The sequence below is a fragment of the Pseudomonas sp. B19125 genome (assembly GCF_044218855.1).
Taxonomy (GTDB): domain Bacteria; phylum Pseudomonadota; class Gammaproteobacteria; order Pseudomonadales; family Pseudomonadaceae; genus Aquipseudomonas; species Aquipseudomonas edaphica.
Map to the genome: position 1 here is coordinate 2,169,607 of NZ_CP162589.1, position 19,794 is coordinate 2,189,400.

The following is a 19,794-nucleotide window of genomic DNA, read 5'->3' on the forward strand; positions in this document are numbered from 1 at the left end:
CGCGAAGCGCAAGGGTTTTACTTTTTCAGGTCTTCGGCACCCTGCAACGGTTCATCACCCAGCAGCAAGTCCTTGTCGTGGCTGACCTCTTCTTCTTCGAACAGGCGCCAGGTCTTGTCGCCCTCCACGCCGAGCAATTCCACGAAGCGCCGGCCCTCTACCTTGTCGGTCACCTGGCCGATGTAGCGGCCGGGTTCGCTGTCACTGCGGGTCAGGTTGATCTTGCGATCCTTCTGCGGCTGGGTCGGGGAAATCAGGTTCAGTTCCAGAGTGTTCGGGTTGCTGTAGCCCGTCAGTTGCAACTCGACTTCACCGGTCAACTCGTCCAAGTGCAATTTGCCGCGCAGTTGCAGGGTCTGGGCCAGCCGCTCACGGTCCAGGGAGCGGTTGATGCCTTTGCCGGCCTCGTAGTAGTTGTCGTTGACCAGGTTGTCCGGGTTCTTCACCGCAATGGTCACCATTGACAGGGTCAAGGTCACCGAGCAGGCCAGGATCCCAATGATGATCCAGGGCCAGAGGTGCTTGTACCAAGGGCTTGCGGCAGTAGCTGCGGGCATTGTTGTGCTCTCTGTTATTAGCGGACTTGTGGGCCGATGAATCGGCTCTTGGCTTCAATGTGGACGCTGTCGTCGTCGGCATCCTTGAGGATGAATTTCACCTCGTTGGTGCTCGATGGCAGTTGCTCAGGGGCGCTGGACAGCTCTACCGGCATCGTGAAGATCTCCCCGGCGGCGACCTTGATCTCGCGTCGGCCTTGCAGCTTGAGATCCGGCAGGCCCGAGGCATCGAGCACGTAAGTGTGGTCGCGCTGGTCCTTGTTCATGATTTTCAGGCTGTAGACGTTTTCGATGCGGCCTTCGGCGTTTTCGCGGTAGAGCACGCGGTCTTTGCTGACGTCGAAGCCCACCAGCGAGCGCATGAAAAATGCACCGGCCAACAGGCCGATCATCGCCAGCAGCACCAAGGCATAACCGATCAGGCGCGGGCGCAACTTATGGGTTTTCTGCCCGGACAGGTTGTGCTCGGTGGTGTAGCTGATCAGGCCGCGCGGGTAGTCCATTTTGTCCATGATGTTGTCGCAGGCGTCGATACACGCGGCGCAACCGATGCACTCGATTTGCAGGCCGTCACGGATGTCGATGCCGGTGGGGCACACCTGCACGCACATCGTGCAGTCAATGCAATCGCCCAACCCCTGGGCCTTGTAGTCGATGCCTTTTTTGCGCGGGCCACGCACTTCGCCACGGCGCGGGTCGTAGGAAACAATCAGGGTGTCTTTGTCGAACATCACGCTCTGGAAACGCGCATACGGGCACATGTAGATGCACACCTGCTCACGCAGCCAACCGGCGTTACCGTAGGTGGCCAGGGTGAAGAACCCGACCCAGAAATACGACCAGCCATCGGCCTGGCCGGTGAAGAAGTCGAACACCAGCTCGCGGATGGGCGAGAAGTAGCCGACGAAGGTCATGCCGGTGACAAAGCCGATCATCAGCCACAGCGTGTGCTTGCTGAACTTGCGCAGGAATTTGTTCGCGCCCATCGGCGCCTTGTCGAGCTTGATGCGCTGGTTGCGGTCGCCTTCGGTGACCTTCTCGCACCACATGAAGATCCATGTCCACACGCTTTGCGGGCAGGTATAACCGCACCACACGCGCCCGGCGTACACGGTGATAAAGAACAGGCCAAAGGCCGCCACAATAAGAATGCCCGAGAGCAGGATGAAATCCTGAGGCCAGAAAGTGGCGCCAAAAATGAAGAATTTGCGTTCCGGCAGGTTCCACCAGACGGCCTGGTGGCCACCCCAGTTCAGCCACACGGTGCCGAAGTACAACAAGAACAGAGCGGCGCCACCGACCATGCGCAAGTTGCGGAACAGGCCGGTAAAGGCGCGGGTGTAGATTTTCTCGCGCGAGGCGTAGAGGTCGACAGTGCTGCTGGCGTTTTTGGCAGGCGGGGTAACGTCATGTACCGGTATCTGGTTGCTCATCATTGCATCCCACGGCGGTGGAGATTTGCCTCGGCCAGTACGTGCCAACCGTGGTCAAATTGGGGGTGTTGCAGTGGCGTAATGATACGCCTCTAGTACAGCTGAACAGGTGCGACCTTTGGTCGCGTTGGGGGAAATCAATTGATGGTGTACGTGATCTGGATCAATTGACTTGTGAAGTATGGCCGGTTTTTGCCGCTAGGCAGGTCATTCGTCCCATGGATTGATCAGAGGCACACCGCTGGACATGAAGTCACTGACGTTGCGCGTCACCACGGTGAGCCCGTGCACCAAAGCCGTTGCGGCAATCAACGCGTCACTCTCGTTGGACTGGTCCGGCACATGCAGATGGGCACAACGCAGCGCAACGGCGGCATCAACCGGCAGTATCCTGGCATCGAACGCTGGCATCACGTGGAGTTTGAGCCATGTCCGTAACACTTTCCCCTGAACCGGGTCTCGGCGTTCCATGCGCAGTACACCGGTTTCCAATTCCTTCAGCGTAATTGCCGAGATGAACATGCGCGGAGCGATAACACTTTTTGCCCAGGCTACTACTCTAGCGTCGGCCTGGGGTTTGCGAAGTTCGGAGATTACGTTGGTGTCGAGTAGATACATCAAGAGAGGTCCACAGGTCGGTGGGTGATCACGGCGCGTTCGGTATCGAAGTCGATTTCGGCCGCTTCCGGCATCACCAAGAGGTCAACGATGTCGACGTTCAAACCTGTCAGTTTCTGGTAGTCCTCAATGCTTAGCAGTACATGGGCAGGCTTGCCGCGATCGGTGATAAAAACCGGACCTTTACTGGCGGCTTTTTTGGCACCACTTGTGTCTTGATTGAATTCACGGCTGGAAATGGTAGTGATGGTCATGGGGTATTCCCCTTCGGCAAATTTAATGTAGTAACGTTACTACTTTGCGTCGGCGCGCAGCAAGTGCAAGGTTCCGAATGGTCATGCGCTGCAATCGTCCCAGCCCGGCAGAAAACCATCCCGGCAAACGACAAAGCCCCGCACTGCGGGGCTTTGTCGTTTGCCGAGAGCTTACTGCTCCTCAGCCTGCTTATCCCCATGGGACAAACTGTAAACATACGCTGCCAGCAAGTGCACCTTGTCATTGCCTTGCAGCAACTCCTGCGCCGGCATCTGGCCCTGACGGCCATAACGAATGGTCTGCTGCAATTGCGCGAAGCTTGAGCCGTAGATGAATGCACCCGGGTGGGTCAGGTCCGGCGCGCCCATTGCTGGCGTGCCTTTACCGGCCGGGCCGTGGCAGGCCACGCAGTTGGCGGCGAACAGTTTCGCGCCGTTGGCCACGTCGGCCTTGGCGCCTTCCGGCAGTTTGCGGCCATCGAGGTTAGTCACCACAAAGCCCGCCACGTCGGCCACGCCTTGTTCGCCAATGACATCGGCCCAGGCCGGCATCACCGCATGGCGGCCTTTCATGATGGTTTCCTTGATGGTGGCCGGCTCGCCGCCCCAGCGCCAGTCGGCGTCGGTCAGGTTAGGGAAGCCGTAGGCGCCCTTGGCGTCGGAGCCGTGGCACACCGAGCAGTTGGAGGCGAACAGGCGGCCACCCATCTTCAAGGCTTGCGGGTCTTTGGCGACGTCTTCAATCGGCATTGCAGCGAATTTGGCGAAGATCGGGCCGAACTTGGCGTCCGATTTGGCCATTTCCTTTTCCCATTCGTGCACGCCGGTCCAGCCGGTCTGGCCGTTGGCGAAAGGGGTTTGCTTGTCGTTGTCGAGGTAGTTATAGCCCGGCAGCAGGCCTTTCCAGTTGCCAAGGCCGGGGTACAGCGCCAGGTAGCCGAGGGCGAAGATGATGGTGCCGACAAACAGCATGAACCACCATTTGGGCAGCGGGTTGTCGTACTCCTCGATGCCGTCGAACGAGTGGCCGACGGTCTCGTCCGTCTGCTCGGTGCGCTGGCCCTTGCGGGTCGACAGCAGCAGCCAGGTCAGGGCGAAAATGGTACCCAGACTGAGGACTGTGACGTACAGACTCCAGAACGTAGTCATTCTTTGTTACTCCTAGAAGCTTGCTCGACGTGCTTGATGGCCTCGGGATCATCTGCAAAGGGCAGCATGGTCGCGTCGTCAAACTCCGACTTGCGGCGCGGGCTGAACACCCACAGCGCCAGGCCGACAAAGGCCACCATCACCACAACGGTGCCCAGGCCACGAATCATCCCGATATCCATGAAGATCACCGTTTGCTTTTGATGATGGTGCCAAGGCCTTGCAGGTAGGCCACCAGTGCGTCCATTTCGGTCTTGCCCTTCACGGCAGCGGCTGCACCGGCGATGTCTTCATCGGTGTAGGGCACGCCCAGGGTGCGCAAGACTTCGAGTTTCTTGGCGGTGTCCTTGCCGTCGAGCTTGTTTTCCACCAGGAACGGGTACGCCGGCATTTTCGACTCAGGCACCACGTTGCGCGGGTTGTACAAGTGCGCACGCTGCCAGTCATCGGAGTAACGACCACCGACACGGGCCAGGTCCGGGCCGGTCCGTTTGGAGCCCCACAGGAACGGGTGGTCCCAGACGCTTTCCCCGGCAACCGAGTAGTGGCCGTAGCGTTCGGTTTCGGCACGGAACGGACGGATCATTTGCGAATGGCAACCCACACAGCCGTTGGCGATGAACACGTCACGGCCTTCAACTTCAAGCGCTGGGCGCGGCTTCATGCCTTCTACGGGTTTGTTGGTCACGTCCTGGAAAAACAGCGGAACGATCTGGGTCAGGCCGCCGATGCTCACGGCGATGACCATGAAGAAGGCCAGCAGGCCGATGTTCTTCTCGACTACTTCATGCTTCATCAGTGAGCTCCCACAACGGCGATCTTGGTGGCGGCTTCGGCTTCTACCGGGTCGGAAGCACGCACGGTGCGCCAGACGTTGTAGGCCATGAACAGCATGCCGCTGGCAAAGAACGCACCACCGATGGCGCGGACGATGTAGCCCGGGTGGCTGGCTTGCAGCGCTTCGACGAAGGAGTAGGTGAGGGTGCCGTCATCGTTGATCGCACGCCACATCAGGCCCTGGGTGATGCCGTTGACCCACATGGAGGCGATGTAGAGCACGGTGCCGATGGTGGCCAGCCAGAAGTGGGTGTTGATCAGGCCAACGCTGTGCATCTGTGGGCGGCCGAACAGTTTGGGGATCATGTGGTACAGCGCGCCGATGGAGATCATCGCCACCCAGCCGAGCGCGCCGGCGTGTACATGGCCGATGGTCCAGTCGGTGTAGTGGGACAGGGAGTTGACCGTCTTGATCGCCATCATCGGCCCTTCGAAGGTCGACATGCCGTAGAACGCCAGCGACACCACCAGAAAACGCAGGATCGGGTCGGTGCGCAGCTTATGCCAGGCGCCCGACAGGGTCATCATGCCGTTGATCATGCCGCCCCAGCTTGGCGCCAGCAGGATGATCGACATCGCCATGCCCAGCGATTGCGCCCAATCCGGCAGCGCGGTGTAGTGCAGGTGGTGGGGACCGGCCCAGATGTACAGGGTGATCAACGCCCAGAAGTGCACGATGGACAGGCGATACGAGTAGATCGGGCGTTCGGCCTGCTTGGGTACGAAGTAGTACATCATCCCCAGGAAACCGGTGGTGAGGAAGAACCCCACGGCGTTGTGGCCATACCACCACTGAATCATCGCATCGGTCGCCCCGGCATAGGCCGAGTAGGACTTGAACCAGCTCACCGGCAGGGAAGCGTGGTTGACGATGTGCAGCATCGCCGTCACCAGGATGAAGGCACCGTAGAACCAGTTACCGACATAGATGTGCTTGGTCTTGCGCTTGACGATGGTGCCGAAGAACACCAGGGCGTAGGTCACCCAGACGATGGCGAGCAAAATCGCGATCGGCCATTCCAGCTCGGCGTATTCCTTGGTGGTGGTGTAGCCCAGCGGCAGGGTGATGATGGCGCCGAGGATTACGGCTTGCCAGCCCCAGAAGGTGAAGGCGGCGAGGCCATCGGAGATCAGTCGCGTCTGGCAGGTTCGCTGCACGACATAGTAGGAAGTGGCAAATAACGCACAACCACCGAAGGCGAAAATCACCAGGTTGGTGTGCAGCGGGCGCAGGCGGCCGAAGGTCGTCCAGGGCAAACCGAAATTCAATTCCGGCCACACCAGTTGCGAGGCGATAAACACCCCGAGCCCCATGCCAAGGATCCCCCAGACCACCGTCATGATGGCGAACTGGCGGACGACCTTATAGTTATAAGCAGTCGGACTGATTGCTGTGCTCATTCTAAGGTTCCACGGTTTAGGTTTTTTTATAGGTAAAATCGGCCGCAAGTATGTAGAAAGCGAGGGGCCATTGCAACGCAATGACTGACCTGTATCAATGCGTTCCGAGCCAGATTCTGCGCCCTTTCCATGTTTTACGTAGGGACAAAATCAGAAATGGAAAGCTGATCGAGTGGACAGGAATTTTCAGGGGCGCAACGAATACCGTCGCGTAGGCCAGGATTGGTCCACTGTGGGAACAAGCGTAGACCCGAAAGTGAGGAGGGGAAAGTTGGACTTGGGAAGGGTGCGACACTTGGCCGCGAGGTGAACCTGTGGCGAGGGAGCTTGCTCGCGCTGGAGTGCGTAGCGCTCCCAGGATTTTGGGGCCGCTTCGCAGCCCAGCGGGAGCAAGCTCCCTCGCCACAGTTAAGCGGGCCTCCCCTGATCAGGGGGAGGCATTCAGCAGTTACTCAGGTTGGCTTTCTGGCGTTGCGCCATCAGCGGTGTGGGACAAGCTGTACACATAGGCTGCCAGCAGGTGCACCTTGTCATTGCCTTGCAGTACATCCTGCGCCGGCATCTGCCCTTGGCGACCATGGCGGATGGTCTGCTGCAACTGGGCCAGGCTGGTGCCGTAGATGAAGCCGGCAGGCTCGGTCAGGTTCGGCGCGCCCATGGCTTCCATGCCGTGGCCTTGTGGGCCGTGGCACGCCACGCAGGTGGTGTTGAACGCGGCTTGGCCGGCTACCAGGTCGGCCGTGTTGTCAGCCGGCAATGGCAGCTTGGCCAAGTCATGACGCACATAGGCGGCGACGTTCTTCACGCCGTCCTCACCGAGGATTTCACCCCAGGCCGGCATCGCCGCATGGCGCCCGCTCATGATCGTGGCCTTGATCGCCTCAGCCGAGCCGCCCCAGCGCCAGAGGTTGTCCGCCAGATTCGGGAAACCATACGCGCCCTTGGCATCCGAGCCGTGGCACACCGCGCAGTTGGAGGCGAACAGGCGCCCACCCATTTTCAGCGCCTGCGGGTCTTTGGCCACTTCTTCCACCGGCATGGCCGAGAATTTGGCGAAGATCGGCCCGAACTTGGCATCAGCCTTGGCCATTTCCTTGTCCCATTCCTTGGTCTGGGTCCAGCCGTCTTCATAGCCCGGCAACACGCCTTTCCAGTTGCCCAGGCCCGGGTAGAGGATCAGGTAGCCGACGGCAAACACCAGGGTGCCGGCGAACAGCATGAACCACCACTGGGGCAGCGGGTTGTCGTATTCCTCGATACCGTCGAAGGCGTGGCCCATGGTCTGGTCCACGCTGCCCTTGGTCTCGCCCTTGCGGGTGCCGATCAGTAGCCAGGTCAGGCCGATCAGGCTGCCGAGGGTCAGTACGCAGATCCATGTACTCCAGAAGGTAGTCATGGGCGGGTGCTCCTTGTTGCAGGCTCTTCTTGAGCGTCGGATGGAGAAGGTTCATCGGCAAACGGCAGCAGGCGGGCCTGCTCGAAGTCCGCATTGCGCCGGTTGTTGAACACCCACAGCGACAGGCCGATAAAGGCGATGGCGACCACCAGCGTGCCAAGGCCGCGGATGGTGCCCGCATCGAATTCAAATCCCATGGCTCACCTCTTGCTCTTGATGGCAGTGCCGAGCACTTGCAGGTACGAAACCAGCGCGTCCATCTCGGTCTTGCCCTTGAGGCTGGCGACGGCGCCACTGATGTCGTCGTCGGTGTACGGCACGCCGAGGGTGCGCATCACCTTCAACTTGGTCTCGGTGTGGCTGCTGTCGACCGGGGCCGTGACCAGCCATGGGTAGGCTGGCATTTTCGACTCCGGCACCACGTTGCGCGGGTTGTACAAGTGCGCGCGGTGCCAGTCGTCCGAGTAACGTGCGCCAACGCGTGCCAGGTCCGGCCCGGTGCGCTTGGAACCCCACAGGAACGGGTGGTCCCACACGCTTTCACCGGCTACCGAGTAGTGGCCGTAGCGTTCGGTTTCGGCGCGGAACGGGCGGATCATCTGCGAGTGGCACTGCACACAGCCTTCGCGGATGTAGATGTCGCGGCCTTCAAGCTGCAGCGCGGTGTAGGGCTTCATGCCTTCCACCGGTTTGTTGGTGACGTCCTGGAAGAACAGCGGGACGATCTGGGTCAGGCCGCCGATGCTCACGGCAAGCACCATGAGCAGCATCAACAGGCCGACGTTCTTTTCAATCGTTTCGTGTTTCATCATCGACTCCTCAGGCCAGCTGCGCAGTGGTAGTGGCTTCGACAGGTTGCGCCGAACGCACGGTGCGCCAGGTGTTGTAAGCCATCAGCAACATGCCGCTGAGGAAGATCGCACCACCCACCAGCCGCACGATGAAGCCAGGGTGGCTGGCCACCAGGGTTTCGACGAAGGAGTAGGTCAAGGTGCCGTCTTCGTTGACCGCACGCCACATCAGGCCCTGGGCGATGCCGTTGACCCACATCGAAGCGATGTAGAGCACGGTGCCGATGGTGGCCAGCCAGAAGTGCGCGTTGATCAGGCCGAGGCTGTACATCTGCTCGCGGCCAAAGACTTTCGGGATCATGTGGTACAGCGCGCCGATGGAAATCATCGCTACCCAACCCAGCGCCCCGGCGTGTACGTGGCCGATGGTCCAGTCGGTGTAGTGGGAGAGGGCGTTGACCGTCTTGATGGCCATCATCGGCCCTTCGAAGGTCGACATGCCGTAGAAGGCCAGGGAGACCACGAGGAAGCGCAGAATCGGGTCGCTGCGCAACTTATGCCAGGCGCCCGAGAGGGTCATCATGCCGTTGATCATGCCGCCCCAGCTGGGTGCCAGCAGTACCAGTGACATCACCATGCCCAGCGACTGTGCCCAGTCCGGCAGCGCGGTGTAGTGCAAGTGGTGGGGGCCGGCCCAGATGTACAGGGTAATCAGCGCCCAGAAGTGCACGATGGACAAGCGATAGGAATACACCGGACGCTCGGCCTGTTTGGGTACGAAGTAGTACATCATCCCCAGGAAGCCTGCGGTGAGGAAAAAGCCTACCGCGTTATGCCCGTACCACCACTGCACCATCGCATCCGTCGCACCACCATAGGCCGAGTAGGACTTGGTCCAACTCACTGGCAGGGACGCGTGGTTGACGATGTGCAGAATGGCCACGGTGATGATAAACGCACCGAAGAACCAGTTGCCGACATAGATGTGCTTGGTCTTGCGCTTCATCACCGTGCCGAAGAACACCACACCGTAGGCGACCCAGACCACGGCGATAAGAATGGCGATCGGCCATTCCAGCTCGGCGTACTCCTTGGATGTGGTGTAGCCCAGTGGCAGGCTGATAGCGGCCAGCACAATCACAAGCTGCCAGCCCCAGAAGCAGAACGCGGCGATTTTCGGCGCGAACAGCTGGGTTTGGCAGGTGCGTTGCACCGAGTAAAACGAGCTGGCGAACAGTGCGCAGCCACCAAAGGCAAAGATCACCGCGTTGGTGTGCAGCGGGCGCAAACGGCCGAAGCTGGTCCAGGGTAAATCGAAGTTGAGCGCAGGCCATACCAATTGGGCGGCGAGAAAAACCCCGAGCCCCATGCCGACGATGCCCCACACCACCGTCATAATGGCGAATTGGCGGACCACCTTGTAGTTATAGGCGGTACTTAAAGTAGTGTTCATGGTTCCCCATCCACGGTTCAACCCAAGCAAATGCGGCACTTGGGCTGGAGTTATAGGCAGACTAAAAAGCGAGGCAAGCATGGGCAAAGAGCACAAGGCCAGTATTGACGGGGATCAATGGGCGCAGTGTGTACGGGAACATGGCTGGTTGTGGAATGCCGCGACGGGGTCTATCGCGCGTGCGCCGGCGACACTGATCCTGGCCCACGGCGCCGGTGCACCGATGGACTCAGCCTTTATGAACGACATGGCTGCACGCCTTGCCGGACATGGCGTGAACGTGTTGCGCTTCGAGTTCCCGTACATGGCTCAACGCCGCGTGGACGGCGGTAAACGCCCGCCGAACCCGGCGCCGAAACTGCTCGAATGCTGGCGCGAGGTGTATGCCGAGGTGCGACGTCATGTCGCTGGGACGCTGGCGGTTGGCGGCAAGTCCATGGGTGGGCGTATGGCCAGTTTGTTGGCCGATGAGCTGGGGGCTGACGCGCTGGTGTGTTTGGGTTATCCGTTTTATGCGGTGGGCAAGCCGGAAAAACCTCGAGTCGAACATCTGGCCGGGTTGAAGACGCCGACGTTGATTGTGCAGGGCGAGCGCGATGCGCTGGGTAACCGGGCGGCGGTGGAAGGGTATGCGTTATCGCCGAGCATCGAAGTGATGTGGCTGGTGGCGGGGGATCATGATTTGAAGCCGTTGAAGGCTTCGGGGTTTGGTCATGAGCAGCATTTGGAGGCGGCTGCGGTGAAGGTGGCTGGGTTTTTGGGCGCCTGTTAGGGCCCCATCGCAGGCAAGCCAGCTCCCACATTTTGAATTGTGAATACCTTCAAATGTGGGAGCTGGCTTGCCTGCGATAGCGATTTACCGGTTAAAACGTTCTACCAGCGAATACTGGGTATTGGCGGTGTGCGTCAGCTCCTCACTCAACTGCGCCGAGTTCATCGCCTGTTCCGAGGTCTGATCCGCCAACAGCGCAATCGTGCTGATGTTACGGCTGATCTCTTCGGCTACTGCGCTTTGCTCTTCGGTAGCGGCAGCGATTTGCGTCGTCATGTCGGTGATATTGGCCACCGCCTCACTGATGCCCACCAGCGCCTGATCCGCCTCCATCACCCGCGCCACACCTTCTTCGGCCTGGCGATGCCCGGCGTCCATGGTTTGCACGGCCGCCGCTGCGGTGTGTTGCAGCTTGGCGATCAGCGTATGGATCTGCCCGGTGGACTCGGCAGTGCGCTGCGCCAGTTGGCGAACTTCGTCAGCCACCACCGCAAAACCTCGGCCCATCTCACCGGCGCGCGCCGCTTCGATGGCCGCGTTCAGTGCCAGCAGGTTGGTCTGGTCGGCAATGCCTTTGATCACATCGACCACACCGCCGATTTCATCGCTGTCCTTGGCCAGTTGGGTGACGGTCACACCCGTCTCGCCCACGGCCACCGACAGACGCTGGATCGCCTCGCGGGTTTCCCCGGCGATGTCGCGGCCGCGACCGGTCAGGCGATTGGCTTCCTGGGTGGCGTCCGCCGTGCGCTGTACATGGCTGGCGACTTCCTGAGTGGTCGCTGCCATCTGGTTGACCGCCGTGGCTACTTGTTCGGTCTCTACACGCTGGCGTTCCAGGCCGCTGGAACTGTTATGCGCCAAGGTATTGGACTGCGCCGCTTGGTCGTTCAGGTGTTCAGCCGTGTCTTGCAAGCGTGTCAGACAGGTCTTCAGCCGCGCTTCCTGGCTGAGAATCGACATCTCCAGCCGCGCCTGCGCGCCTCGGCTGTCGGTGTACATCTGCGCGATCAACGGGTCAGACGTGGTCTGCTCGGCCAAACGCAGCAAACGCTTGAGGCCGCGCTGCTGCCAGCTCAGGCCCAGCAGGCCCAGTGGCACCGACAGGCCCGCCGCCAGGGCAAAACCCCAGTGGGAATTGAGCGATGCACCAATCATAAAGCTCAGCTGGCTGACCAGGATAAACGGCAGCCAGTCCTGCAACACCGGCAGCCACTTGTCGCGCTGCGGCACGGCGGACTTGCCCTGGTTGATGCGTTGATAGAGCGCTTCGGCCCGGCGGATCTGCTCGGCGGTGGGCTTGATGCGCACCGATTCGTAGCCGATCACCTGGTTGCCATCGAAGACCGGCGTCACGTAGGCGTTAACCCAGTAGTGATCGCCGGTCTTGCAGCGGTTCTTGACGATGCCCATCCATGGCAAGCCTTGTTTGAGCGTGGACCACATGTGCGCGAACACAGCCGACGGAACATCCGGGTGACGCACCAGGTTGTGCGGCGCTCGGACCAGTTCGTCGCGGGTGAACCCACTGATTTCGACGAAAGCGTCGTTGCAGTAGGTGATCACACCTTTGGCGTCTGTGGTGGAGATCAACCGTTGCTGAGCGGGGAAGGTACGTTCGCGCTGGGTAACGGGTTGGTTATTACGCATGGTTGTTCAATCCGCAAGGCTTTCAGGGGTTATCGGCGCTTGCGGGCTTTTATTTAACTTATTTTTGCAATAATCAGCCGGCCAGCATCGGGTAGGTAAACAGCCCGAAGTGAAGCAGGTTCAGCCCGAAGTGCGTGGCGATTGCCGCGCCCAACCCTCCAAAGCGATAGGCCAGGCCATAACCGACCCCGGCGATGCTTGCCAGTAATACCCAATGCCAACCTGCGCCCAGGTGCATCAAACCGAATAGCAGCGAGGCCAGCAGCAGCGCCACATTCTCGCCATAAGGCAGGTGTTTGAAGCGCTCGCTCAGGCCGCCCTGGATGTAGCCACGAAACAACGCCTCTTCAACCAGGGTCACCAGTAGCAGGTTGTTCAATACCCACAACCACGCCTGTTCCGGCCATTTGGGCGCCCAACTGATCATCCCCAGCAACATTGCGCCGCCCAACGCTGCAACGGCTGTCAGGGTCAACGCCAGCGCAGTCACGCAGATCGACAGGCGCAATGACCTGCGTGCCACGATCCAGGGGCAGGCCAGCAGCAGCCAGAAGCCGATCAACGGTTTGTCCTGGTTGAGGTACATCGAAAATGGCACCGAATCAGGCGTAAAGCGTTGAGGCGCGATCCCGCGGCCGTTGTAGAAACCTGGCAACCAATGCATCGCCAGGCCCAGCGCCAGCACGATAAACAAGCCGTGTCCGAGGTAACGCGCCCAAGGATTGCGTTGCTGGCGCACGGCGTAACCCGCAATCAGCAGCATGACTACGGAAACCGCCGCCAGCATGCCCAGTTGCCCGTAGGTCAAGGCCAGTACATAGCCAATGGAAAGAAGCAGCAGGTACAGCCAGGGCAGAGCAATCATGTGAAATCCTTGAAAAAAACTGGCCGGCATTATAGCGACCGACTTTCGTTGCAGGCATGAAAACTCTTCCACGCAAAACGCCTGGGTGAAGTGATTGCAAAATCGCTTGGCAGCTGGTTATAGTCCGCAGGTCTCAATCCCTTCAAAAAGATCAGCACATGCCAGCTTTCCAGCGCATAGCGGTAGTCGATTCAGCGGTCAACGCTGTGGTCGTGCCGTGCGCGAATAAGCAGCCTGCGCAGATCAGTCACTATCCCCCACCTGTCAGTAGCACGCCGGTGTACGCAGTCGTATCACCGCCGGGTGTTGGCATTTCGGGCTGATCAGCAAATTGCTGTTCCCGTCTGCCCGCCTGAAAAAAACCTATTGAATCTCAGCGTCTGCTGAATCGGCTTTTTTTGCCTGATGACAGGTGGTAACCATGTCTGTTCTTTCGAAACAATCCGTGGCCGCGGCGGCCTCGACGAGCCTGTTTGTCCTGCTGTGGAGCAGCGGGGCGATTTTCTCCAAGTGGGGCCTGGCCCACGCTTCACCCTTTGCCTTCTTATTGATCCGTTTTGCCATCGCCCTGGCGGGCCTGGTCATCCTGGTGCCAATCCTCAAGCTGAAACTGCCGCGCCCCGGCAAACCCATGCTGTATGCGGCGGCGACCGGCCTGGTGTTGTTGGGCGCTTATCAGATTTTCTACCTGCTGGCCCTGGACCTCAGAGTCACGCCAGGAATGATGGCCACCATCATGGGCGTGCAGCCAATCCTGACGGTGGTGCTGATGGAGCGTCAGCGCTCGTTAAGCCGGTTGTTCGGCCTTGGGCTGGGGTTGGCGGGGTTGATCATGGTGGTCTATCAGGGCATCGGGCTGTCGGGTATGTCCCTGGCCGGGATGTTGTTCGGCTTGCTGGCGCTGGCCAGCATGACGCTGGGTTCGATCATGCAAAAACGCATCACCGACAATCCGTTGGGCACACTGCCGGTGCAGTACGTGGCAGGGCTGCTGCTGTGCGCGGTATTTGTGCCGTTCCAGCCGTTCCACTTTGAGCAAAGCGCGAGCTTTTACCTGCCGGTGCTGTGGATGGGCCTGGTGGTGTCGTTGCTGGCGACGCTGCTGCTGTATCGACTGATCGCGCGTGGCAATCTGGTGAATGTCACCAGCCTGTTTTACCTGGTGCCGGCGGTAACGGCGGTGATGGATTACCTGATCTTTGGCAATCGGCTTGCGCTGTTGAGCGTGCTGGGGATGGGGTTGATCGTTGTTGGGTTGGGGGTTGTGTTTCGTAGAAGTTAGCAGGCTGTATCTCCCTCCTTCGCCTTTGTGGGCGGAGGAGGGCAAGATTCGCGGATTACTGACGGACGAGTGCGCTAGCAAGGGTGTCCGCCATGCGCTTTACGTATTCCCGTAGCTCGGGTACGGCGGTGGCTTCCCAGTCGCGTGCTTGTAGGAAGGGGCCGACGTAATACAGCCAACGCGACTCCGCGCCGTCGCTATTGACCAGCGCGCCTGAAGGGGTGATCTCCATGCCGGTCCCTAGTGCATCGGGTTTCAGCAGGCCCCTAGTTCGCAGCGACTCGAGAAGTGGATCGTCCAATTGTCGGAGATCAAACGCTGGTGTCGTGCAATTAATGACGGCATCCACTTTAATGTTTTCCTCGTTCTTTGCTTTGCGGCGGCGAATATGAACGCTGACGCCTTCCGAGTTTGATTCGTAGCCGGTTACCCGTGCTGCGAAGAGATTGAGGCTGCCGCTGTCAATCTCGGCCTGCAAGCGTGCTCCCGCCTGCGGTGCGCAGCGGTGGCGATGGGTGTCCCAGTAAGGGCGTACGTGGCGCAAAAAGCGTTGTCGCTCGGGGATAGGGAGTGCATGCCACAGTTGAGAGGTGGTGGATCTCAGTCCGCCAATCACGTCACGCCAATCGCCCCCCTCAAGCGCCTGAAGCTTTATTGCGTTGCGAACTTCACGCAGATAGTGGCGTATTGTGCAGTGCTCAAGCATGTGTTGAGACAGCTGGCCATCATACTGGGGGTGTGAGCTCAGTACTCGGTGAGGTTGGGGGGATAGACCGCGACGAGAAACTGCATGGATCATGCCCTGGTGTCCGCGATCGCGCAGGTCAAGTACTACGTCCAGCATGGTCAATCCGCTGCCAATCAAGAACACCGGGCTGTTTTTTTCTATACGGGCTAACGACTCGGCCTGCCATGGGTCATGAATGTAGCGCGGGTCTTCGTAAAACGTCTGACTCTCTGCTGTCGTTGACGGTCGTTGGCGAGCGCAGCTGCCGATGCTCAGGACGACTGTCTCGACATCAAAATGGTCCCCATTTTTCATCAGGACGCGAGCTCCGTCGCTCTCTGTATTGGGGACTACTTCCAGCACCTCGCCAGTCACGTTGCATAGCTCGTTGTCATGAGCCGCGTTATGCGAGGCATCGTTAAGCAATGCTTCTAGATAGTCACCATACAGTTGTCTTTGGACAAATGAGGCGGGGGTGACGTCCGGATAAAGGCGTTTTGCGTACTCGTAAAAGCTGTCGTCATTGTCAGTCAGAGCACTCATTCTGCCTGCGGGTACGTTGAGTACATGTGAAGACGCGCGGGTGCCGTAGGCCACCCCTCGGGCCTTAGCGCCGGGCCGACTGATTAGTAGGACTTTAACGGGAGTGGAGGTGGGGGTACGCAATAAATGCACTGCTAATACTGAGCCGCAGAAGCCTGCGCCAATAATCGCGATGGTTTTGGTCTTCATCCTTGCTCCAACTTGAATAGGGTGTTTCGTGCCATCTGGCTAATTTTTAGCGACTCATTCGGTGCCGTTTGCGAGCAGGCGAAGGCATGTGTGGTCCATATAGTGGAATGAATCAAGGTGGTACTCCAGTACCTTTTGCGTGCATTCAGGATCATTTGATGTGGATCACGCTTCACTTTGGTGCGAATGGCATCGCATTGTTCGCTCTATACACGCCTGTTATAAATGCCAGTGGTTTAAAAACAATTATATCTAAAAAAAGTAATGAACTTTTTGGCATTGAATTTTGTCGGCATCTGCCGATGGCGGTTTTATTTGAAATCATCAACCTTATTGGTGAGGTCTGTGAATATATAGATGATGGCAAAATGCCGCTCTCTGCTGTCGCTCGCGCCACTACTGTATTAGCGGTTCAGGGGCGGGCGAAGGCTCTAAAGTCGGTTTCTTGACGCAAACTGCTGCGATATTGGTGCTTTGAGTTTTGAATATCGACCATTGGTCAATGCGTCAGATTGTACGTTTTGAAAATAGCTGTAATAATTCGTACTTTCTTACGGCGTACATCCCTGTTTCCTACAGGTTTGGCAGTTCGTCGCGACGGGATATTCGTGTCTATTACCACATTGTGTAGTCCTTCTCGCTTGCAATCGCGCGATATTCGCGGAGCTAAAGTCGTGGTGCTAATGTGCACCTACAACGGCGAGGCATTTCTTACTGAGCAGCTCGATTCATTGGAGCGCCAGACTCATCCCAACTGGACCTTGATGGTGTCTGATGACGGCTCTCAAGACGGGACTGTTGCGCTTTTGGAAGGCTGCCGTAATCGATGGGGGTATGATCGCCTGCGAATTTTAGAAGGCCCAAAACGAGGGTTTGCTGCCAATTTTTTGTCGCTGAGTTCTCAGGTAGACATTGAGGCCGACTTTTTCGCCTGGTCCGATCAGGATGACATCTGGAATGACGACAAGTTGGAGCATGCGCTGTCTTGGTTGCAGACCGTGCCAGCTGACCGCCCTGGACTTTACTGTGGTCGAACTCAACTGATCGGGGAGGACGGTGCCCACATAGGTTACTCACCTCACTTTCGACTCGCGCCACGCTTCAGTAATGCGCTGGTTCAAAGTATTGCTGGTGGTAACACGATGGTCTTCAATCGGGCTGCCCATTCGCTATTGTGCGAGGCGGGCTCGGAGTTGAATGTCCCTGCGCATGATTGGTGGCTTTATCAGTTGGTGTCAGGTGTGGGCGGTGACGTTTATTACGACCCAGAGCCCAAAATGAAATATAGGCAGCATGCTGAGAATGTGGTTGGCAGCAACTCCGGTTGGCTTGCGCGCTTGATTCGGTTGCGAATGGTTTTTCAAGGGCGCTTTCACGAATGGAACGAGCAAAATATACAGGCGTTGGAGGTCATGCATCATCGGCTGCGCAGTGACAATCAGGTAACGCTTGCTCATTTCAAGGGAGCGCGCAAGCAGAGTATTGTTCGGCGAGTTTCGGGTATGTGGTTGGCGGGGTTGTATCGGCAGACGTTCCTTGGAAATCTAGGGCTTATGCTTGCAACCGTCATGAAAAAAATCTGAACCCCTATGCGCGCTTAGGGGCTCTATGCTAGGAAAAGTGGTCGCCCGCTACTTCTCCATTAGCCCATAGGCGCGTCGCTTGCTCGGCGTTCCAGTGGTGTGTCATTTACGATACATCCATTGCCCTCTGAGCAGGTTATCCAATTCGTTAAAAGGTCATCGGCCATTTTCGTCAGAATGTCAATAAGCAGAGTTCTCAATAATGTATCCAGTTGACGCGAATAAGAATGTAGTGATCGTGCTGGGTATGCATCGTAGTGGCACCAGCGCCATCGCGGCAGGCCTTGAACAGTTAGGTCTGGTGATGGGCAGTTCGTTGTTTCAAGGTGACGAATGGAACCCCAAGGGGTATTTCGAAGAGCGCCGGGTTGTCGAATTTAATAACAGATTGCTGGCCTTATATGATCGTCGCTGGGACTCGCCGCTGCCTCCTAGTCTTGAGCGAGATAGCCGATGGGATGAGTCTGTCGACGAGGCTGTCGATTTGGTTCGAGGTCTATTTGGTGATACGCCCGCTTGGGGATTTAAAGATCCTAGGATGTGTCAGCTTGCGCCGTTTTGGGGGCAAGTGTTCTCTCGATTAAGCGTCAAACCGAAGCTGATGATGGTGGTGCGCAATCCAACTGAGGTTGCGCATTCTCTGGCTCGGCGTGATGGTATTTCCGCTGAGCGAGCAGCGTGGCTGTGGATGACTCACTTGTTCGGAGCGTTGGAGTATCTGGACGTCGCTGAGGACATGAGATTTTTCGCATTTGATCATTTGCTTAATGAACCAGCGGCTTTTTTAACCGACGTTGCAGATTGGTTGAGTTTGACACCTGATCCGGACATCGTTACAAGTTTCGCGAGCGACTTCATTGCCCCTGCGCTGACCCATGGTGCTGATACGAGTCAGGAAACTCTGCCGCCGCTGGTCGTGAAGGCCTATGAGGCTTTATGCAGCGCAATAAAAGTTGGCATGTCTCCGAGGGCTTTCCGAGAGAGCGTTCAGTGGAAGGGGATAATCGGTCAGTATCAATGTGATATCATCCCGGAACTAATTTCCGTACAGAAATTCTTTCAGAATGATCGGCAGCTTTCGGTCATGGAATCACGCATTGGTGCGTTGAGCAAGGGACTGGAAGCGGCCGAAAAAATGGCGCTTGACCGTCTGGACCAGACTCAGAAGCTTGATGCTCAACTGATACAGACCAGCGATGCTCTGGCTCGAGCCGAGCAGATAGTGTTGCGTCAGCAGGAAGAGGCTAAACATAGGGATGATGCATGTTCTCGTCTTCACCGATTCGAATTACTGGCAGTTGAGCGTCTAGAGCAAATGCAAAAGCTTGATGCTCAGATGAACCAGACAAGTGATGCGCTCGCGCGTGCCGAGAAGATCGTGTTTGATCAGCAAGGTGTCATCGAGCGTCAGAACGAGGTGTGCTCGCGATTCCATGAGGTTGAGCTGTTAGCGATTGAGCGTCTGGAGCACATGCAACGGCTTGATGCTCAACTGCTCGAAACAAGTGCAGCGCTCTCCCGTGCAGAGCGGATTGTCCTAGAACAACAGGACGCGTCCCAGCGAACAAATGATGTGCTGGCGCATTTTCAAGAGACGGAACTATTAGCGATCCAGCGCTTGGAGCAAATGCAACAGCTGGATGCCCAATTACTTGAAACGAGCGCAGCACTCAACCGCGCGGAACAAATTGTCAGTGAGCAGCGCGAAGCGTTCGAGCGTACAGCAGAGGTGTCGGCGCGTTTTCGGGAGGCGGAGTTGTTAGCCATCCAGCGTTTGGAGCAAATGCAGAAGTTGGACGCCCAGTTAATGGAAACCAGCACCGCACTCGCACGTGCCGAGCAGATCGTGTTGGACCAGCATCATTTAATCGCACGTCAGGATGAAGCCTGCTCTCGATTCCGTGAAACCGAGCTGTTAGCGATTGAGCGCTTGGAGCAGATGCAAAAGCTCGATGCCCAATTGATTCAAACAAGTGCTGCACTCGCACTCGCTGAGCGGCTTGTAAGCGAACAGCAGGAAGCATCCAAGCGAAGCGATGAGATGCAGTTGCACTTCCAAGAGGCAGAGTCTCTCGCATTTGAGCGTCTGGAGCAGATGCAAAAGCTTGATGCTCAACTCATGCTGACCAGCAATGCTTTGGCTTACGCCGAACAAATCGTGGGGCAGCAGCAAGAGGCATTAGAACTGGCTAATTTACAGGCATCGAATTTCGGTGTGACGCAAGTGATTGCAGCAGAGTCGTTGCAAGACAGACCAGAGCTGGGCCCTAAACTTAAGTAGGTGACTTTGGCTC

General features: G+C 57.9%; 20 protein-coding genes. 5 read left to right on the plus strand and 15 right to left on the minus strand.

Going from position 1 to position 19,794, the window contains the following annotated elements; translation table 11 throughout:
• Nucleotides 1–17: 17 nt before the first annotated feature.
• From AB4P96_RS09990 to ccoN (AB4P96_RS10045), 12 genes are all read right to left on the minus strand, one after another.
• The gene (locus AB4P96_RS09990) at nt 18–557 is read right to left on the minus strand and encodes a FixH family protein (protein WP_017134808.1); all 540 of its coding nucleotides are present in this window, start codon (nt 555–557) and stop codon (nt 18–20) included.
• 17 nt (nt 558–574) lie between these two features.
• Nucleotides 575–1,990: a cytochrome c oxidase accessory protein CcoG gene (gene ccoG, locus AB4P96_RS09995; protein WP_236460282.1), complete on the minus strand. Its 1,416-nt coding sequence runs from the start codon at nt 1,988–1,990 to the stop codon at nt 575–577.
• Nucleotides 1,991–2,197: 207 nt separating this feature from the next.
• Nucleotides 2,198–2,608, minus strand: a complete 411-nt coding sequence (locus AB4P96_RS10000) for a type II toxin-antitoxin system VapC family toxin (protein ID WP_236460283.1) — start codon at nt 2,606–2,608, stop codon at nt 2,198–2,200.
• Nucleotides 2,608–2,862 carry a type II toxin-antitoxin system Phd/YefM family antitoxin gene (locus tag AB4P96_RS10005; RefSeq protein ID WP_395600734.1) on the minus strand — a complete coding sequence of 85 codons (255 nt, stop codon included), beginning with the start codon at nt 2,860–2,862 and terminating at the stop codon, nt 2,608–2,610. The genes AB4P96_RS10000 and AB4P96_RS10005 overlap by 1 nt, the downstream gene beginning before the upstream one ends.
• Before the next feature lie 171 nt (nt 2,863–3,033).
• Nucleotides 3,034–4,011, minus strand: a complete 978-nt coding sequence (gene ccoP, locus AB4P96_RS10010) for a cytochrome-c oxidase, cbb3-type subunit III (RefSeq protein WP_017134812.1) — start codon at nt 4,009–4,011, stop codon at nt 3,034–3,036.
• The gene (locus AB4P96_RS10015) at nt 4,008–4,193 is read right to left on the minus strand and encodes a CcoQ/FixQ family Cbb3-type cytochrome c oxidase assembly chaperone (protein WP_005790274.1); all 186 of its coding nucleotides are present in this window, start codon (nt 4,191–4,193) and stop codon (nt 4,008–4,010) included. Before AB4P96_RS10015 ends, ccoP (AB4P96_RS10010) begins: the two co-directional genes overlap by 4 nt.
• Before the next feature lie 5 nt (nt 4,194–4,198).
• A complete protein-coding gene (gene ccoO, locus AB4P96_RS10020; protein ID WP_053257425.1) occupies nt 4,199–4,807 on the minus strand; it encodes a cytochrome-c oxidase, cbb3-type subunit II in 609 nt (202 codons plus the stop codon).
• Nucleotides 4,807–6,249 (minus strand): cytochrome-c oxidase, cbb3-type subunit I, encoded by a 1,443-nt coding sequence (gene ccoN / locus AB4P96_RS10025; RefSeq protein WP_099548822.1) that lies wholly within the window; start codon nt 6,247–6,249, stop codon nt 4,807–4,809. The genes ccoO (AB4P96_RS10020) and ccoN (AB4P96_RS10025) overlap by 1 nt, the downstream gene beginning before the upstream one ends.
• Before the next feature lie 448 nt (nt 6,250–6,697).
• The gene (gene ccoP / locus AB4P96_RS10030; RefSeq protein WP_017134813.1) at nt 6,698–7,645 is read right to left on the minus strand and encodes a cytochrome-c oxidase, cbb3-type subunit III; all 948 of its coding nucleotides are present in this window, start codon (nt 7,643–7,645) and stop codon (nt 6,698–6,700) included.
• Complete coding sequence (locus AB4P96_RS10035) at nt 7,642–7,842, minus strand: cbb3-type cytochrome c oxidase subunit 3 (RefSeq protein ID WP_017134814.1); 201 nt, start codon at nt 7,840–7,842, stop codon at nt 7,642–7,644. Before AB4P96_RS10035 ends, ccoP (AB4P96_RS10030) begins: the two co-directional genes overlap by 4 nt.
• Before the next feature lie 3 nt (nt 7,843–7,845).
• On the minus strand, nt 7,846–8,454 hold the full coding sequence (gene ccoO / locus AB4P96_RS10040; RefSeq protein WP_017134815.1) for a cytochrome-c oxidase, cbb3-type subunit II: 609 nt from the start codon (nt 8,452–8,454) through the stop codon (nt 7,846–7,848).
• Nucleotides 8,455–8,464: 10 nt separating this feature from the next.
• A complete protein-coding gene (ccoN, locus tag AB4P96_RS10045) occupies nt 8,465–9,889 on the minus strand; it encodes a cytochrome-c oxidase, cbb3-type subunit I (protein ID WP_099548824.1) in 1,425 nt (474 codons plus the stop codon).
• Nucleotides 9,890–9,968: 79 nt separating this feature from the next.
• Here ccoN (AB4P96_RS10045) and AB4P96_RS10050 point away from each other — a divergent pair, with 79 nt between their 5' ends.
• On the plus strand, nt 9,969–10,661 hold the full coding sequence (locus AB4P96_RS10050) for an alpha/beta family hydrolase (RefSeq protein ID WP_236460284.1): 693 nt from the start codon (nt 9,969–9,971) through the stop codon (nt 10,659–10,661).
• Nucleotides 10,662–10,745: 84 nt separating this feature from the next.
• On the opposite strand, the gene AB4P96_RS10055 is transcribed toward AB4P96_RS10050, so the two are convergent.
• Both AB4P96_RS10055 and AB4P96_RS10060 read right to left on the minus strand, forming a co-directional pair.
• A complete protein-coding gene (locus tag AB4P96_RS10055; protein WP_056861515.1) occupies nt 10,746–12,311 on the minus strand; it encodes a PAS domain-containing methyl-accepting chemotaxis protein in 1,566 nt (521 codons plus the stop codon).
• A gap of 73 nt (nt 12,312–12,384) precedes the next feature.
• The gene (locus AB4P96_RS10060) at nt 12,385–13,176 is read right to left on the minus strand and encodes a CPBP family intramembrane glutamic endopeptidase (RefSeq protein WP_026013506.1); all 792 of its coding nucleotides are present in this window, start codon (nt 13,174–13,176) and stop codon (nt 12,385–12,387) included.
• Nucleotides 13,177–13,597: 421 nt separating this feature from the next.
• Between AB4P96_RS10060 and AB4P96_RS10065 the strand changes: the two genes are divergently transcribed.
• Nucleotides 13,598–14,458: a DMT family transporter gene (locus AB4P96_RS10065; protein ID WP_017134819.1), complete on the plus strand. Its 861-nt coding sequence runs from the start codon at nt 13,598–13,600 to the stop codon at nt 14,456–14,458.
• A 55-nt stretch (nt 14,459–14,513) separates the two neighbouring features.
• Here the strand turns inward: AB4P96_RS10065 and AB4P96_RS10070 are convergent, their stop codons facing one another.
• Nucleotides 14,514–15,917 (minus strand): FAD/NAD(P)-binding protein, encoded by a 1,404-nt coding sequence (locus tag AB4P96_RS10070; RefSeq protein WP_017134820.1) that lies wholly within the window; start codon nt 15,915–15,917, stop codon nt 14,514–14,516.
• 158 nt (nt 15,918–16,075) lie between these two features.
• Between AB4P96_RS10070 and AB4P96_RS10075 the strand changes: the two genes are divergently transcribed.
• The 3 genes from AB4P96_RS10075 (at nt 16,076) to AB4P96_RS10085 (ending at nt 19,781) form a co-directional block, all read left to right on the plus strand.
• Nucleotides 16,076–16,366: a hypothetical protein gene (locus AB4P96_RS10075; protein WP_176991419.1), complete on the plus strand. Its 291-nt coding sequence runs from the start codon at nt 16,076–16,078 to the stop codon at nt 16,364–16,366.
• Between the two features lie 159 nt (nt 16,367–16,525).
• On the plus strand, nt 16,526–17,500 hold the full coding sequence (locus tag AB4P96_RS10080; protein ID WP_026013507.1) for a glycosyltransferase: 975 nt from the start codon (nt 16,526–16,528) through the stop codon (nt 17,498–17,500).
• A gap of 202 nt (nt 17,501–17,702) precedes the next feature.
• Complete coding sequence (locus tag AB4P96_RS10085) at nt 17,703–19,781, plus strand: sulfotransferase family protein (protein ID WP_017134822.1); 2,079 nt, start codon at nt 17,703–17,705, stop codon at nt 19,779–19,781.
• Nucleotides 19,782–19,794: the final 13 nt, after the last annotated feature.